The organism is Acinetobacter haemolyticus CIP 64.3 = MTCC 9819 (assembly GCF_000369065.1).
In the GTDB taxonomy this organism is placed as follows: domain Bacteria; phylum Pseudomonadota; class Gammaproteobacteria; order Pseudomonadales; family Moraxellaceae; genus Acinetobacter; species Acinetobacter haemolyticus.
This window is the reverse complement of sequence record NZ_KB849800.1, coordinates 122156-139559: the sequence shown is the minus strand read 5'-3', so window position 1 is coordinate 139559 and position 17404 is coordinate 122156. Positions and strand designations below refer to the sequence as shown.

At 38.1% G+C, this 17404-nt stretch carries 17 protein-coding genes; 8 read left to right on the top strand and 9 right to left on the bottom strand.

The genetic code is table 11. The features are described 5' to 3' along the window. Together F927_RS03345 and F927_RS03340 are read right to left on the bottom strand one after the other, a co-directional pair. Nucleotides 1-1812: an ABC transporter substrate-binding protein gene (locus F927_RS03345; protein WP_005081459.1), complete on the bottom strand. Its 1812-nt coding sequence runs from the start codon at nt 1810-1812 to the stop codon at nt 1-3. 14 nt (nt 1813-1826) lie between these two features. After that, nucleotides 1827-2528, bottom strand: a complete 702-nt coding sequence (locus F927_RS03340) for a hypothetical protein (RefSeq protein ID WP_005081456.1) — start codon at nt 2526-2528, stop codon at nt 1827-1829. A 650-nt stretch (nt 2529-3178) separates the two neighbouring features. Between F927_RS03340 and F927_RS03335 the strand changes: the two genes are divergently transcribed. The 5 genes from F927_RS03335 (at nt 3179) to F927_RS03315 (ending at nt 8507) form a co-directional block, all read left to right on the top strand. Beyond that, on the top strand, nt 3179-5860 hold the full coding sequence (locus F927_RS03335; protein ID WP_017394465.1) for a TonB-dependent receptor: 2682 nt from the start codon (nt 3179-3181) through the stop codon (nt 5858-5860). A gap of 146 nt (nt 5861-6006) precedes the next feature. Continuing rightward, nucleotides 6007-6714, top strand: a complete 708-nt coding sequence (locus F927_RS03330; RefSeq protein ID WP_005081453.1) for an energy transducer TonB — start codon at nt 6007-6009, stop codon at nt 6712-6714. A gap of 39 nt (nt 6715-6753) precedes the next feature. Beyond that, nucleotides 6754-7629 carry a MotA/TolQ/ExbB proton channel family protein gene (locus F927_RS03325; protein WP_005081452.1) on the top strand — a complete coding sequence of 292 codons (876 nt, stop codon included), beginning with the start codon at nt 6754-6756 and terminating at the stop codon, nt 7627-7629. Between the two features lie 11 nt (nt 7630-7640). Beyond that, on the top strand, nt 7641-8066 hold the full coding sequence (locus F927_RS03320) for an ExbD/TolR family protein (protein WP_005081449.1): 426 nt from the start codon (nt 7641-7643) through the stop codon (nt 8064-8066). 21 nt (nt 8067-8087) lie between these two features. Continuing rightward, the gene (locus F927_RS03315) at nt 8088-8507 is read left to right on the top strand and encodes an ExbD/TolR family protein (protein WP_005081447.1); all 420 of its coding nucleotides are present in this window, start codon (nt 8088-8090) and stop codon (nt 8505-8507) included. A gap of 75 nt (nt 8508-8582) precedes the next feature. Here the strand turns inward: F927_RS03315 and F927_RS03310 are convergent, their stop codons facing one another. Then, a complete protein-coding gene (locus tag F927_RS03310; RefSeq protein WP_005081445.1) occupies nt 8583-9248 on the bottom strand; it encodes a hypothetical protein in 666 nt (221 codons plus the stop codon). 187 nt (nt 9249-9435) lie between these two features. On the opposite strand from F927_RS03310, the gene F927_RS03305 reads away from it, so the two are divergent. Beyond that, nucleotides 9436-9798: a hypothetical protein gene (locus F927_RS03305; protein WP_004952589.1), complete on the top strand. Its 363-nt coding sequence runs from the start codon at nt 9436-9438 to the stop codon at nt 9796-9798. 36 nt (nt 9799-9834) lie between these two features. On the opposite strand, the gene bioD is transcribed toward F927_RS03305, so the two are convergent. From bioD to F927_RS03280, 5 genes are all read right to left on the bottom strand, one after another. Beyond that, a complete protein-coding gene (gene bioD / locus F927_RS03300) occupies nt 9835-10476 on the bottom strand; it encodes a dethiobiotin synthase (protein WP_005081441.1) in 642 nt (213 codons plus the stop codon). Then, nucleotides 10473-11231, bottom strand: a complete 759-nt coding sequence (bioC, locus tag F927_RS03295; RefSeq protein ID WP_005081439.1) for a malonyl-ACP O-methyltransferase BioC — start codon at nt 11229-11231, stop codon at nt 10473-10475. The genes bioD and bioC overlap by 4 nt, the downstream gene beginning before the upstream one ends. Then, nucleotides 11222-12376, bottom strand: a complete 1155-nt coding sequence (locus tag F927_RS03290; protein WP_005081437.1) for an 8-amino-7-oxononanoate synthase — start codon at nt 12374-12376, stop codon at nt 11222-11224. Before F927_RS03290 ends, bioC begins: the two co-directional genes overlap by 10 nt. Beyond that, nucleotides 12363-13658, bottom strand: coding sequence for an adenosylmethionine--8-amino-7-oxononanoate transaminase (gene bioA, locus F927_RS03285; RefSeq protein WP_005081434.1), 1296 nt, complete (start codon nt 13656-13658; stop codon nt 12363-12365). Before bioA ends, F927_RS03290 begins: the two co-directional genes overlap by 14 nt. A gap of 311 nt (nt 13659-13969) precedes the next feature. Further along, nucleotides 13970-14704, bottom strand: coding sequence for an alpha/beta hydrolase family protein (locus tag F927_RS03280; RefSeq protein ID WP_005081433.1), 735 nt, complete (start codon nt 14702-14704; stop codon nt 13970-13972). A gap of 161 nt (nt 14705-14865) precedes the next feature. Between F927_RS03280 and F927_RS03275 the strand changes: the two genes are divergently transcribed. Continuing rightward, nucleotides 14866-15447 carry a peroxiredoxin gene (locus F927_RS03275; protein ID WP_005081431.1) on the top strand — a complete coding sequence of 194 codons (582 nt, stop codon included), beginning with the start codon at nt 14866-14868 and terminating at the stop codon, nt 15445-15447. 42 nt (nt 15448-15489) lie between these two features. Here the strand turns inward: F927_RS03275 and ftn are convergent, their stop codons facing one another. Continuing rightward, nucleotides 15490-15954, bottom strand: coding sequence for a heteropolymeric bacterioferritin subunit Ftn (gene ftn, locus F927_RS03270; RefSeq protein ID WP_004638102.1), 465 nt, complete (start codon nt 15952-15954; stop codon nt 15490-15492). A 353-nt stretch (nt 15955-16307) separates the two neighbouring features. Between ftn and F927_RS03265 the strand changes: the two genes are divergently transcribed. Beyond that, entirely contained in the window at nt 16308-17363 is a 1056-nt protein-coding gene (locus F927_RS03265; protein WP_005081429.1) for an SDR family oxidoreductase, read from the top strand. Nucleotides 17364-17404: the final 41 nt, after the last annotated feature.

Here is a 17404-nt window from a genome sequence, read left to right as displayed (position 1 = left end):
CTATTTCTTCATATCAATGTCGATATACATCCATTCCGCAGGAAGAATCGGATGCTTTTTAAAACCAATCACGCGGGGTTGAGCCAAGATATTTCGATAACGAGCGCCTATCACTTGTGCAGGCATATAGACTTCCAAAATTCGAGACATTTTTCGGTATAAAGCATCACGTTCTGGACTGGGTGACATTTTTTGAGTTTGTTCGTATAAACGGTCAAATTCAGGAATCTGAACACAACTGTTATTACTCACATGAACGTTTTTGCCGTAAAAAAGCTGCATAAAATTATCAGCATCAGGATAGTCAGCAATCCAAGCAGAGGTTTTGAACATGGTTTTACATTGTTTCTCCAACTTCAGTGCTTCAGAAAATGGCAATGATTTAGTGGTCATCTGAATTTTGAGACTATCTAAAATTCTTTTCCAAAATTCTGCTTGTTGTTGACTTCTTAGACTGCTTCCTGAAATCGTCATATCAATCACCAGTGGCTTCCCATCTGGCTGCATTCGCCAACCATTTGCACCAACTCGATACTGATAACGATCAAGCAATAGATTTGCGGCTTTAACTGAATAAGGGATACTGCTTTTATAGTCAGGATCGTAACCAACAACACCATTTGGAATCAGTGCTTGTAATTTTTGGGCATCCCCTTTTTGTAAGATATTGATATAACTGTCGGCAGAAAAAGCCATCGCCATGGCACGGCGAAGTGCAATTTTTTCTTTACTCAACCCACCCACAACTGGGTTTTTCATATTCCAATAGTGATAGTCAATGGATGGATCAACGATACGAGATAGTTGCACACCTTTTTTCACCAACTCAGGTTTCAACTCACCATTCTGCAAAGCTTGAACGGTCAGTTCACCATCGAGTTGAAATAAATCCACCTCATCTTTGCTAAAGGACAGCCAACGTGATTGACCTTCTTCCATCACTTGTATATCAATGACACCAATTTGTGGCATCAGTTTGCCCTGCATGGCTTGAACAATTTTCTGATCTTCAGCAGAGCTCGCTTTAAAATTCCAAACAAAACTTCGGAAATCAGGATTAGCTTTTAAAACAATTCTTGATCCCGGTGTCCATCGCGCCAACATATAAGGACCAGTGCCCACTGGATGACCCATCGCAAAACCAGACTTATTTCTATACTTTTCAATAACTTCCCTAGACACAGCACCAGCAGGTTGATGGGCCAAAATCATCGGGAAATTTTGATCAGGGCTTGTCAGGCGAATTACCAAGGTATGTCGATCTGGCGTTTGTAAGCCAACAACTGGTTGGTCGTAATCAAATTTTCCAGTTTTTTGTGCTTGTTTCAGCACTGTATCCATTCCCGCAATACGTCCATCGAGTAACCAGCTATTGGGGGAATGTAAGTTCGGATCGAGCAAACGCTTAAAGGAATAAACATAATCCGCAGAGGTTAGTTCACGCTTTTTTCCTTTAAATATAGGATCATCAACAAAATAAATACCTTTCTGAATTCGAATGGTGTAGGTCAAACCATCTTCACTCACTTCAGGCAAAGCTACAGCTGTCCGAGGAACTAACTTTGCAGGTGAAGCTAAATAGTCATAGGTATATAAAGTCTCAAAAATCGAAGCATTCACGTGCGCAGAATACAAATCGTGCACACCAGCAGGATCAAAACCTGTTTCTGCAACAGGAAAAACATAACGTAATATTTTATTTGGATCGGCTGGGCTTTTAGCAATAACAACAGTAGTTGCAAGCGTCGTTGTTAATCCCACACAAAGTGCTAAGCCGTGATATTTCAATGAACGTATAAAGCTCTGTTTCATGTTGAACTCATCACTTATTTTTGACGTGGTGAAGCAATATCAAAATATTGCCAGTTGATATTGATGCTTGAATGGACTGCGAAGTCTTGTAAGAAAGGTAAAAAAACACCTTTTGTTATACAGTTGCATTGAAGGATCGGAGGAAATTCAAAAACAAAGCATGTTTGTTTAAATTGAATCTCATAATGATTTAGTGCCTTACCCTTAATTGGTGTGGCATAATTCAATTGACTTAAAAAAATCATCATTGAATTAAATAAACCCTTATCTCCCATATTTTTGAGATCAAAAAATGTAAATAAAAAATGTTTTTTATGCTCTAAAAGATGCTGCATTGAATACACGATTTTTTTTGAGATTAATGTGCTAGCCCCACCCTTAAATACAAAGTAATTAGTGAAATAAACTCTTGGTTTTATTTTAAAAATATGTACTTTCGCTTTTTCATAAATAGTTAAAATGCTTTCTGCTGTTGATAGGATGAACTTTTCTAGACCCACTAACGCTTCACATTGAAGTGAATTTTCAAAATCAGCATCAACAAAACTTTCATTATAAAATTTAAATTTTTTAACCTCATCTTGCTCATCCTCAAGGGCACCACAAAACATTTGAAGTGTTTGATCCACTTGTGCTGGTGTTCTGGCATATCCAATTGAGGTAAATGCGGTAACCGGTAAAAATAAAGCGACGTTTGAGAATTTAGACTTCAACATTGTGCTCACATCATCGTTTTTCAGTAAATGCTAGTCTTTTCGAGTAGCAACCATTCACACAACGATTTATCTCTCTTTATCGAATCAAAGAATATTTTTACAAAGCTAAAAGCTATTTTTTACCATTCATATAAATAACAAAGATAAGAGAAACCATTCCATGATGGAAAAAACATTGCTAAATTCATGCCACTTTTCAAACAAATTACCAACCTAAAATAAATGTTTTTTAATAAGTATTCTAAAAATATGGATTTAAGCATGTTAGTTAGAAGTAATATTTTGCTAAAGCCAATGCTTTTATATTAATTTACATCTCAATTAGTAAAAAACTACAAATGTATAATTTTAAATAAATAAATCAGGATTCGCACCAAATGAAAGCAGCATAAAAAACTCTTGATGCATTTTAATGCGATACAAAAAATCTTGATTGTTGTAAAAAAATGACAATTTAAGTATTTTTTGTATATTCATTGTTTTTTAATAATTAGTAAAAATATGAAGCGCTTACCAAATAAAACTACAACGCTTTTACACAATTATTCTCAAAGTAATTGATCCCTAAAAATAAGGTTTGGCACATGTCTTGCTAAACCGATTTTGTTCATTCTTTTAGAGTGACCATCAATTTAGGGGTTATAAATTCAATGAAAAATACCAATTTCGTTCAATCTAGTGCTCTGCCAAAAGCGAGCAAAAACATACTGAAACTCAGTACCCTGAGTCTAAGTATGTTGTGTTTATCAATGACCCATGCGGCCGAAACAGAATCACCCACAGATGAGAAACCAACCAAAGTTGTAAAAGTTGCAGTTACGGGCTCATCGATCAAAGGTGTTGCAGCGCAGAGCGCCTCTCCAATTACGATCGTAAAAGTCGATGAAATTTTAAAACAGGGTATTACTACGACAGAGGAAGCCTTATCTAAAATCACAGCCAATCAATCCAACTTTGTTACAGCCTCTAATGTAGGCGCAAGTAGAACAGAAGGGTCCGCAGCAAACATGCGGGGCTTAGGTGCGAACAAAACTTTAGTGCTATTGAATGGGCGACGCCTTGCAGCAAATGCCTACGATAGTGGCATCACAAATTTAAATATCATTCCCCTTGCGATGCTAGATCGAATTGAGGTTTTAAAAGATGGTGCCTCTGCCGTTTATGGTACTGATGCGATCGGCGGGGTGATTAACTTCATCACTAAAAAGCAGTTCAATGGATTGAATTTTAGTACTGACTACCAAAAGCCAGAACAAAAAGGTGGAGAGAAACAAAGCTATTCAATTTTTGGTGGTTTTGGTGATCTAGACGAAAATGGATTTAATGCGTTTGGTGTGATTGATTATCGCCGTGGTGAAGATGTCATGGCAAAAGACCGTAAGGTCAGTCGTCGTGGTGGTGTTTTGCCAGAACTCGGTGTGGACAGAACCAGCAGTGGCTCATTCCCAGCAAACTTATATGATCCTGAATCAAAAGTTTTTGGTAACCCTTATGCCAACATGGGTTGTGGCGATAACCCACTGGTAACAGCCAAAGGTGAAACCTGTCGTTATAACAGTCAAGCAGTCATTGGCATCGTTCCTAAAACAGAAGATATCTCTGTCATGGGACGAGTCACCGCAAAGTTAAATGATAATTTTAATGCCATTGGTGAGTATGTATACGCACGGAGTGAAGTCACCACTTCTGTGGCACCAGATGTATTTTTTGATTTACCTCTAGATCCTTCAAGCAAATATTATCCAGGCAAAGGCATAACTCCAGCAATGGATGGCGTGAATGGTCCATTAGAACTTTATCTTCGCTCTCAAGCGGGTAATCGTGTCAGTAATAGCGTCAATGATTCACATCGTATCTTTGCAGGTATCGAAGGTGAGGCTTATGGTTGGGATATCAATACAGGCGTAACCTATGCGCGTAGTAACGCAGCAGATAATGTTGTAAGTGGATATCTAAATTATGATAAAACAGCGGAAGCTTTACTCAATGGCACGCTGAACCCATTTGGACCACAAGCCGCTGAAGATGGAGATGTATGGAGTGGCTTAGGAGTAAAAGGTAAATATTTAGACGCGAAATTAGATTCAACAACCATCGATTTTACTGCAAGTCGCCCCATTTACACTTTGCCAGCAGGTGATGTAGGACTTGCGATTGGGGCAAGTTATCGTAAAGATGATTGGCAATCAAAAACCATTTCTGAGATTGCGAGTGTTGCACCGAGTACGGGTGTAGATCCAAATGAACCAGTAAATGAAGGTTCTCGAAATATTAAAGCCGTCTTTACAGAACTACACGTCCCATTGCACAAAACTCTAGAAGCACAACTTGCTGCTCGTTATGACGACTATAGTGATTTTGGAAGTACCTTTAATCCTAAGTTCTCCCTACGCTGGGAACCAATTCAACAATTAATGTTCAGAACAAGCTATACCAAAGGCTTTAGGGCACCAACACTCGCAGAAATGCACGCACCGAACTCGTTAACCAATACCCAAGCAACTTACAATGATCCTGTTCTATGCCCAAATGGGGTTCCCGGCGCTGGCGCTCTCCCTGCCCGCGATTGTGGTATGCAGTTTGATCGTCAAGATGGTGGTAACAAAGATTTAGAGCCAGAAAAATCAGATTCAATTACGGCAGGTCTGGTCTTTCAGCCAACCAAAAATCTAGTCTTCACATTAGACTATTTTGATATCAAGGTTAAAAATCAGATTACAGCGATTTCCGAGACAGCCATTTTTGGCGACCCAGAAAAATATGCAGATAAATTTGTCCGCAATGCAGATGGCTCAATTCACCATATCATTACAACTAAGCAAAACTTAGGTGGTATCAAAACTTCAGGATTTGATGTCGGTATAGCATGGCGCTCCCCTATGACCGGCACAGGTCAGCTCGGTTTTAATATTGATGGTACCTATATAACCGATTACCAATATCAAGAAGATAAAGGAATGCCTTGGGTCGGTGTTGCGGGTAGTTATGCTGGTCTCGATTATCAAGCCATTGTTTTACGTTGGAAGCACACCGCGAATCTAGATTGGCGCTATGAAAATTGGGCACTGAACTTACAGCAAAGTTTCTCTAAAGGTTACAAAGATCAAAATTCCGGTGGTCAAAACCATAAAGTCAGTGACTACACCACCTATAACTTATCAGGAACATATAAAGGCTTTAAAAATTTAGAGCTTACGCTAGGTGTCAAAAATATGTTTGATGAAGCTCCCCCTGCATCAAATGTATTGGATAACTTCCAAATGGGTTATGACCCTCGATACGCAGATGTACTGGGCCGAACTTACTTCGTTCGTAGCACTTTCAAATTTTAATATGCACATCACTACAGCCCGATTTCCAGATGCTGTAGTGATCTACTGTGATCTATAGATCCAAAAAACTTATTTTCACAGCATAAATCAAGGGCTTCCCTTTCAGATTTATGTATGGATCAACGATTACAATTTCAGGAGCAATTATGGGCATACCCTTTGCTGAGAATGAAAATCAATCGGCCAAACGTCTGATCGGTCTTGGTGTGGTTTTATTTCTTCATCTTGTGATCGCCTACATTTTAGTAACAAGTTTAACGACCGAGATGACCAAGCCTGTCGAGAAACCTGTCGAACTACTCATTATTCAAGATATTGAACCGCCCCCTCCACCACCTCCACCCAAGCCAGAGGAAAAACCACCTGAACCACCCAAAATGGTAGAGAAAGTGGCAAAAATGCCTGATCCACCGAAACAAGTGGAAAAAGTAACACCTGTTGCCAAACCAACACCAACGCCACCTGTACAAAATACAGTTGCAACTCCTACAGCTGCACCTGCTGTCGCAGCACCTAGTCCAAGTCCTGTTGCAGCACCGGTCGCCGCGCCTGCTCCCGCACCAAAACCTGCTGGGATCTCACGAGGAGTATCGGAAGGTAGTGCAGGATGTAAAAAGCCTGATTATCCACGTGAACAGGAAATGGCAGGTGAAGAAGGTACGGTACGGATGCGTTTACTGGTCGATAGCTCAGGAAAAGTCATCGATGCCAAAGTGAACAAATCGAGTGGTGTTAGAGCGCTAGATAGAGCAGCCACTAAAGCATACAGCTTGTGTTCTTTTACACCTGCCATGAAAGATGGTGTTCCTCAACAAGACTGGTATGAAATCGAATACACATTCACGATTTCCTAATTAAGCAAATGAATTAAACAATTTTTTGGAGAATTTAAGATGAATAAAACAGCAAAATATATCGCTCGATTCGCGGCTATTGGTTTAATTTCAACCAGCACTTTACTCCCATTAAGCACAGTCTGGGCAGATGAAACCACCCAAACAACTGCTATAACCACAGTTGCGGCGAATGAAACTACACAAACGACAGTAACTCCTCCTCCACTTCCAGCAACTGAACAAGAATCTTATAACCCTTATGGATTAGAAGCACTTTGGCGTGAAGGTGATGTTATTGCTAAAACGACACTATTTATTTTGGTATTGATGTCGATTGGTACGTGGTACATCATTTTTTCTAAAGTATTCCAACAAAGTAAAGTTAAACGTCATGGTATAGAAGCTGAACGTAATTTTTGGGAAGCAGATACTTTAAATAGTGCAAAAGACAGCTTAGCCCCTAATAGTTCTTATCGTTATATTGCCGAAAAAGGCATTCATTCAACCAAACATCATGATGGCACATTATTAGAACGTATTGATTTTAATACTTGGGTCACCATTTCGATTCAACGTGCAATTGAGAAAGTACAAAGTCATTTAGGTAACGGCTTAGCATTTCTAGCAACAGTTGGTTCAACAGCACCCTTTGTTGGCTTATTTGGAACTGTTTGGGGAATTTATCATGCACTTACCGCCATTGGAATTTCAGGCCAAGCATCAATTGATAAAGTTGCTGGGCCTGTAGGTGAAGCATTAATTATGACTGCAATTGGTTTAGCTGTGGCCGTACCTGCCGTACTTGGCTATAACTGGTTGACTCGTCGTAATAAAGCAGTCATGGATAATGTCCGTTCATTTGGCTCTGACTTACATGCAGTTTTACTCAGTGGCGAATTACGCAGTAATCCTGTCAATCGTGATTCTAAATAAGGAATACCATTATGGGCATGATGATAAATTCAGATCAAAGTGATGATGATGTGATCGGCACGATCAACACTACTCCGCTTGTGGACATCATGCTGGTACTTTTGATTATCTTTTTAATCACTGTTCCAGTGGTCACACACACCGTCCCTGTAAATCTTCCTGAAGAAAAAAATGCACCGTATGCCACCACCCCCCTAAATATTCAACTTTCAGTGAATAAGACAGGTGATATTTTCTGGGATGAACAGCATGTTGCAGATAAAGAAACGTTACTCGCACGATTACAAGTTGAGGCGCAAAAGCGCCCTCAACCAGAGGTTCATATTCGTGGTGATCAACTCACACACTACGCAGCAATCGATGAAGTGATTAGTACCACCCAACAAGCGGGTATTGGCAAAATTGCATTTGTCACAACTCCACCTAGTTCACCTTAATCAAATGATAAGGAGTTAGTCATGGGCATGAATGTCGGACCAAAAAGTAGTGAAGATGATGTGATGCTCGACGTTAACATGACACCTTTAATTGATGTCATGCTAGTGTTGTTGATCATGTTCATTATCACGATTCCAATCCCAAACAACGCCATTAATATTAATTTACCTAATGGCGTACCACCGCCACCAACCAATGAGAAACCACCCGAAACCATCAACCTGAGAGTCGATGCACAAGGTCTGATTTTTTGGAATGATCAAACGGTTGCTGATCGTCAGGCATTAAAGGCTTTGTTTGACGCTGTTGCGCAAAAAACAGATCAGGATCAAATTAAATTTAAACCCGATCCTCAAGCAGAATATAAAAACATTGCCATGGTGATGGCATTAGCTCAGCAAAGCAAAGTCACTAAGATTGGGATCGTGAGTAATAACTAGAAAAATAAACACTTACTATTAAGCTTCACAATTCTAAGTTCCTCCTATGCTAACAAGTCCGCTTGTTAGCTTTTTTTATTTCATTTCACTTATGACGATTGGGAGAACCAAACTATTTACTTTGTATCCTTTAGGCTTGTCATTACAAGCATTTCCTGTCACCGTCGTTTTCACAACGTAAGGCGAATACGGCATTATATTTAAATAACCCGTATTATCTGATCCTGAACGACAATCTTCTGCATCAAGTTTTTCGTCATAACGACCAGCATTCGAAGACTCCTGAACTTCAGTAATCAACTTGGCATTCCATTGACTCAAATAAACTAAACTTTTAGTAGCTTCAACAGTTCCTTGTCCCGACCCAGCACTTTCGATTTCAACCAGTTCTATCGATTTACCTTTATACATCGTTGGATGAACTTTAAATGTATTCGATTGACCACCAAACTCTTTTAAAATTTTTGCTTGTTTTAGCTTTGGACGGCTTAACACATAACCTGCCCAAAAGTTACGCCCAGCATTTTCAAAACTAACACCAGACAAATAAGCTTCTTCGCCTGAAATTAATTTTATTTTTTCCGTATGATCAATCTGAATAGCTTGCTGAGGATTCGCATTTGAATCTTGTAAGTTTGTGATCCAACTAATGATGGTTTTATCTGACGGCACTTCTGCATGAGTCGTCGAGATCAAACCTAATAGGCATAGAGCCATACACATAAAATTATTTTTGTTCATGATTATCAACCCTTTTAATTAAATACTTTACCAGAACCCATTAATATCAAATTTTCCTCAGTAAAACTTTCACATGTATTAGAAATACATGTTTTTTTATTATTTTAACTTGCAAGAATTCTTATAGTCTCACAAAAAATAAAGTAAGCTATTACAAGCATTATTGACCAAACAGAATGACCATTCCATGTGGCTAGAAAACGTTCAAAACTACTATTTTGTAAATGGATATCACGATCTTTACCATATTCTAAAAGAAACAATTTCTACAAATAAAATGAATTATTTAAATATCTTATTTCATATTAGTAACGGATATGGAATCACTTCAAGTGAAGGATGTGGTTTCGGCTTAGAACAAGACTATGATCACCCAGAAGAATTTATAAATATTCAATTCTTCATGGGGGACATGCAAAGCTCAACTATGGAGCTTTGCAATTTTTTTGAGACTTTGGTAAAAACAAGCGAGTGCTACCTAGACACGTATCCAACCGATAAGAAAAAAATACATGAGTATATCGATAAAATTCGTCAAAAATATACTTAACTATTAATCAATACATACTAATAAAACTTTAATCATTTAAAACTTCTCCAACTCTATCCATTCTGCGTCAGGAAAATGCTTTGCCAAATAAGCTTTTAAATAATCCGCTGTATCTTTAGAAATAAGTGGATCTTTCGATTCATCTTTTAAGTTATATACCAAAGCATGCAAACTCAAACCACGATTTTTTAAAGCTTCTAAACTCAACAATGTGTGGTTAATGCTTCCCAAACGTCCAGAAGTCACCAAAATCACAGGAAATTGATGTTGAACGATATAATCAATGGTCAATAACTCTGTGGTTAAAGGCACCATTAAACCACCAGCACCTTCTAACAACACTACATCAAAACGCTGGGCAAGTTCTTTAGTTGCAGCTTCAATCTTGGCAAAATCTAACTCACGCCCATCTAAACGCGTTGCCAAATGCGGTGAAGCGGGATAAGTGAAAATTTCAGGCATGGTCAATTTTTCATGATCTTCCTGAAACCAGCCACTACCCATAATTTCACGGTGTTTTTCGATGTCTTCAGACACATCGACATTCCCAGTTTGCACCAACTTTTGGGTAATAACACGCTGCCCTTGTTCGGTCCAAATTTTGGCGAGATAACCAGTGGCATAAGTTTTCCCAATTTCTGTATCAATACCGCTGACAAAATAAATTGCTGCACTCATGCTTTCCTCCGCGCAATCACGTAAATCGGATGATAAGTTAGGCGAAAACCATGCTCATCATGAAACTGTTGATAATCAGAATAAAACTGCAGTAAAGATTGCTTGGTCCAACGATGTGACTTTGCTGTTGCAGTCACCCCTGTCGCTTTTAGATGGTGCAGAACTAATTTAGGATCATCAAAATATAGATGTTTTTGTTCTTCTTGTATAAACACAATCTCAAAGCCATTTTCTTCAAGTTTCTGTTTCAATACTTCACTGGAATAATAATTTAAACCCTGCCCAGTCAGTTTTTTGATTTCAATTAAATTGTTTTCACCAAATGTAGAGAAACCCAAATAAGCTTTCGGTTTTAAAGCATCATGAATTCGTTGTAATAATGCAGGTAGATCAGTCATCCATTGTAAAGCTGAACTCGAAATCATCGCATCCAATTCTGATGGTAATTCAAGCTGCTCAATATCTCCGATCAACCAAGCTATATTTTGAATCGTTGAAAAATGCTGATCAACATCCTTATAAAGATCATTTAAAAATAATTGATCAAACTGAAAATGAGTCTGAAATAAATGCGTTAAATTACCCGACCCACAACCGATCTCAAGTACAGAATCAAAAGTCTTTGGACAATACGCTTTCAGATATTCAAATAACTGTGCACTGATCTGCTTTTGCACTACAGCATGCTCAATGTAACTTTGCCCTGCTTTGGCAAAACGTTGAGCGACTAAAGCTTTATCGACACTCACAAACATTCCACCAATTTTTCTAATTCTGCTTTTTGAACCATAGACGTTAATGAAATACGCAAACGTGAACTATTTTGCGGTACTGTTGGGGGTCGCACAGGCATGGCATAAAAACCTTGTTGCTGAACATAACGTGCTTTTTCAATCGCTGCATTACTTTCGCCGACAATAATTGGAATAATATGGCTACTCGATGGACTTGAAAAACCTTTTGCAATCACCGCCTGCTGTAAAAAATGACTGATCTCAGCCAAGTGCTGACGCTGCTGCTGCATATTTAAAACTTTATTAAAGATAAAGTCAGACCATGCCATCGAGATTGGTGGTAACGCTGTGCTGAAAATCAAGGGACGCATTTTATTAATAAGATAATCACGAATGATAGGATCACAAATAATATAACCGCCAATTGAAGCAATCGCTTTGCCAAAAGTCCCAACAAGGAAATCAATCTGATGCAATACGCCATATTGCTCAGCACAACCTAATCCTTGCTCACCTCTCACGCCGATGGCATGAGCTTCATCAACATACAACATGGTTTTGACAAAACGTTGCTTTAACTGAACCAAAGCAGCTAAATCCGTTTCATCACCATCCATACTAAAAATACTTTCAGTCACCACAATAATACGTTCAACTTGCTCATCTTGTTGATACTTTTGCAATAACTGTTCCAAATGCTGCAAATCATTATGACGATAACGCACATATTGAGCATTCGATAGACGAATACCATCAATCATACTGGCATGAACCAGTTTATCCGCCAAAATTACGGTTTTACTATCAGCTAATGCGGGCAAAATACCGATATTCATGTGATAGCCACTATTGAAAAGCAAGGCAGCACGACCAAAAGCTTTGCTTAGGCTATTTTCAAATTGCTCGTACTCTGCATAATTTCCAGTCAGTAAACGTGAAGAAGATGAGCTAAACAGTGCATGGTCGATTTGCAAAGTATCAAGAAATTCTTCTCTTAAACTTAAATCAGCGGCTAAACCTAAATAATCATTGGATGCCAAATTCAACATGGTTCGATCTTGAATAGTAATCCATCGTCCCTGCTGTTGATTTGAAGTAAATTGGCGAAAATTACCTTGCTGTTTGAGCTGGTCAAGCTGCTCAGCATAATGATCAAGCAAGGACATTAGCTTGTACTCCTTGCATATTTTTCACCACTTCACTCATCTGCACTAATAAGTAATTTAGCTCATCATCGGTGATCACATACGGCGGCATCACGTAGACCAATTTTCCAAATGGTCGCACCCAAATACCACGTTCAACAAACTGCTGCTGTAAGCTTTTCATGTCAACACTAGAGGTTAATTCAACCACTCCAATCGCACCTAATACACGTACATCTGCAACATGATCAAGTTCTGCTAAATCACTTAATTGCTGAACAAGGATCTTTTCAATACGTTGAATATTGCTCTGCCAATCTTGTTCAACTAATAATTGAGTACTTCTTAGAGCAACAGCACAAGCCAGAGGATTCGCCATAAAGGTTGGACCATGCATAAACACGCCCGCTTCGCCACGACTAATGGTTTCAGCCACTTGTTTAGTCGTTAATGTTGCAGATAATGTCATATAGCCTCCAGTCAAACCTTTACCGATACACATGATATCGGGTTCAACTTGTGCATGCTCCCAAGCAAACATTTTGCCTGTACGCCCAAAACCTGTTGCGATCTCATCAAAGATCAACAACAAATTGTATTGCTGACATAATTCTTTGGCTTGGCACAAATACTTAGGATGATAAAAACGCATCCCTCCCGCACCTTGCACAATTGGCTCAATAATCAGTGCAGCAATACTGTGATGATGCTCTTCGATCTGTTGTTTGAGTTCTTGAATATCTTGTGGATTCCACTCACCATCAAAGCGACTTTGAGGCGCGGGTACAAAGATTCGATTCGGTAAACTTGAGCCAAAAATCTGATGCATTCCCGTGACAGGATCACACACAGACATCGCATTCCAAGTATCACCATGATAGCCAGAACGAGTAGTAATAAAATTGGTTTTCTCAGGTTGATTCAACGCAGCCCAATATTGCACTGCCATTTTTAAAGCCACTTCAACTGAAACTGAACCAGAGTCAGCATAGAAAATTTTATCTAAACTCGGAGGCGTAATTTTTAATAAGAGTTTACCCAATTCAATTGCGGGTTCATGCGTCAAACCACCAAACATGATATGCGCCATGTTTTGCAATTGATCAGTAATGGCTTTGTTAAGTTCAGGATGATTATAACCGTGAATCGCACACCACCATGACGACATACCATCAACCAAAGTTCGACCATCTTCTAATTCAATCGTTGCACCATAAGCACGTTTGACTTTAAAGGATGGTAATGGATTTAACATCGAAGTATAGGGATGCCATATATGTTCTAAATCAAATAGGTCAGTCATCCTACACCTCTATAAATCCAATATTTAACAATGTACTGCATGGTGTTATTCCAAGTACTCACCCAATTTCAGGATAAGCCTTCAGCTGGACTTACTTTTCAAAGATGAAAAGTAAGCAAAAATCTTTTGTTAGGCTGATGGCACGTCCTTAATGCCACAGCCTAACGGCGACATCCATGTCGCCTCCACGATAGCGAATACTCAAAGTAAATTTCAACAATGATAAAAACGTTCAATAAGTTTCAATCGCTCTTAATCTTAAACTTGTCAAAATCTAAAATATATTGCGAGAACTTTCAATTCAAGCAAGATTAAACCGTCATTTGAATAAAATCTTCAATTATTTGCACAGTTTCATTCACCATAAAACATGGAAAACCATGTGATGCACCACCAACCGAAACAATAGATTGATTCTTTGCAGCTAAATTCTGGATATTTTGAGCAACTTGGTAAGGAACTAAAGCATCATGCTCTGCGAAGACATGTAACTGTCTACCTTGGTAGTTTTCATAGACTTTAACTAAATTTAATTGTTCCAACAACTGCAACCCATCCCGAAGCAATGCAATTGGTTGAGGAAGAATCAATTTCTGCATAGCCAAAAAGTCTTTTTTTGCTGAATTTGAACCTTGGCACACCAATAAACCAAACCGTTTTAGCGTAGTAATTGCATCCTGTTCAAATGATTGCTTAAACTGCATAAAAGTTTCGACTGGCATTGCTGTAAGCCAATCAGCTTGAATGACAAAACATGGATTCGATGCCAAAGTGATTAACATCTTCTGTTCTGCATATTGTTGCTGGATATGATCGACTAATATTGTTGCTAATTGCCCCCCCAGAGACCATCCCACAATGACATCAAATTTTACTGCAAGCTCAACATGCTGTTGCAGGATTTCATGATCTAACGCATTAAAGATATTAATTCGTTCAACGATATGTCCTTTTTGCTCCAATCCGTCATGTAAAGGTTTTAATAATTCAGATCCACCACCCCATCCAGTGATGAGTAAAATTTTATACTTCAACTTATAACCCAATCATTCAAACTTAAAAAAATTATATCTTCTTTTCACATCACTATTTTCTAGATCTATCAATAGTTTTGTTAGATAAAACGTAAAATAACTATAAAAAATTTACTAACACATCAAATTTCTAAATTTGCTAAAGTAGATTTCTATCATACGTTGAGATCATGATGATGAATACAATAAAGTCCAAAGTTCTTATAGTGTGTAGTTCACTGTTTTTATTGACTACACCCAGTTTAAGCTCCGCACAAAATACTTTGTTTTCTAAACAGAATACAGCACAAAAAGAATGGGTTGGACACTCAGCACCAGATTTCAAATTACAAGATCAAAATGGCAAATGGCATACCCTAGATCAATATAAAGGTAAGTGGATCGTACTTTATTTTTATCCCAAAGATGACACAGCTGGGTGTACTCAAGAAGCCAATCAATTCAAAGCACTCTACCCTGAGTTTTTACAATCAAATGCTGTTGTACTAGGCGCCAGTTTAGACGATGTTGCTTCACATCAAAAATTTTCAGAAAAGCTAGGCTTACCCTTTCCAATTCTGGCAGATGAAAAAGGAACGCTTGCTGGAAAATTTGGCATCGTGAGAAATCTAGGTATTACTAAAATCGCTAAACGAGAAAGCTTTCTAATTGATCCAAAAGGTGCGGTGATATATCACTATACGAGTGTTAATACACAAACTCATGCTGATCAGGTTCTAAAAGACCTAAAAACCTTGCAAAAAAATAAATCATGATTGTACAAAAAACTCAGCCAAGGCTGAGTTTTTTAAAATATCTTACATTTGAGATTGAATATAATTTTGTAAACCAATTAACTCAATTAATCGCAACTGTTTTTCTAACCAATAGGTGTGATCTTCTTCCGTATCTGAAAGTTGCTGACGCAACATATCTCGGCTAATAAAATCACCTTTCTCTTCACACAACTTAATACCTATCGCTAGTTTCTCACGAACATGATATTCAAGTGCTAAATCTGCTTTTAAACAACTTACAACATCCGTACCAACATTGATGTCTTCGCGGTTCATATTTGGTTTTGCTTCTAAAAAAAGAACACGGCGAATAATCGCATCAGCATGAGATGCTTCTTCTTGCATTTCATGGTCAATACGCTCATAAATCTTGGTTAAACCCCAATCTTCATACATTCTTGAATGAATTAAATATTGATCACGAGCAGCCAATTCACCGCCAATGAGCATATTTAAATAGTCGACGACTTCTGGATTGCCACGCATAATATTTACTCCTATCGATTAACGTTATTATGCGTAAGTTTGAATAAAATTGCAAAAATCAAAAACACGTAAACCCATGATTTTTATAAAATTAAAATGAGAAACATACGCATTTACAGTTCTAATTAATCCAATTTATTGAAATAAAATAAGCGCTTGCAATCAACTCATGTATTCAAATAGCCATGAAAGATCAAAAACCGCTTTATTTTAATTTTTGTAACGGTTAGCAATGCTTCTTATTTAACTCATTTTTCAAGTAAAAAAGGTAAGAAATTCTTTCAACCATTGTGTATTTAGGTAAAATTCGCTAAATAGAATCATTTACAAAAAGCATTATGCGGATATACAAAATGGATAAAAGCAAACCGATTTTAGTTACTGGGGCGACCGGCTATATTGCAGGTTGGATTATTGAACGACTCTTAAATCAGGGATACATCGTTCATGCAACGGTTCGTGATCCATCAAAAAAGGATAAAATCCAACATCTGTACGACATCGCAGAAAAATCTTCAGGGCAAATTCATTTTTTTAAAGCAGACTTACTACAAGCTGGCGCTTTTGATGAGTCCATGAAAGGATGTGAAATCGTTATTCATACCGCCTCACCTTTCGTTGTGACCAACTATAAAGATGCGGTCAAAGATATTATTGAACCAGCTGTAATCGGTACTGAGAATGTACTAAACAGCGTCAATCGAACCGAATCAGTCAAACGTGTGGTACTGACATCAAGTATTGCATCAACTTATGGCGATGCGATTGAGATTCTTGATACTAAAAACAATGAATTTGATGAAAGCCACTGGAACAATACCAGCAGTGAAACTCATCAACCTTATCCATTTTCAAAAGTTGCAGCAGAACGTAAAGCCTGGGAAATGGCTGAACAACAAAATCGTTGGGATTTAGTCTGCATTAATCCAGCATTGGTGATGGGACCATCATTAACTGCGAATACACAATCAGGTAGTGTTGAAGTTTTACAGCAATTTGCCAATGGTATGACTTTACTCGGTGTACCGCCCATGTGGAATGGCATCGTTGATGTCCGTGATGTAGCTGATGCACATATTCAAGCTGCAAGTAACACCAATGCAAAAGGACGCTATATTATCAGTGGTGGAACTTTAAGTTTATTGGAAATGGGGAAAATCTTACGTCAGAATTTTGGCAATCGTTTTCCTTTTCCTCGTAATCAATTACCAAAATCAGCATTTAAATTATTTGGACCATTCGCTGGATTTTCGAGATCATTCGTTGAACTCAATATGGGTTATCCAATTTATTTTAATGCGCAAAAGAGTCAACAAGAGCTAGGAATACAATACCGAGATATTGAATCTAGCGTCGTTGAACACTTTCAACAATTACTCGATGATGGTGTCGTTAAAAAATATCTTTAACTCATCAAAAAGCCGCTTTAAAAGCGGCTTTTATTTGTTCA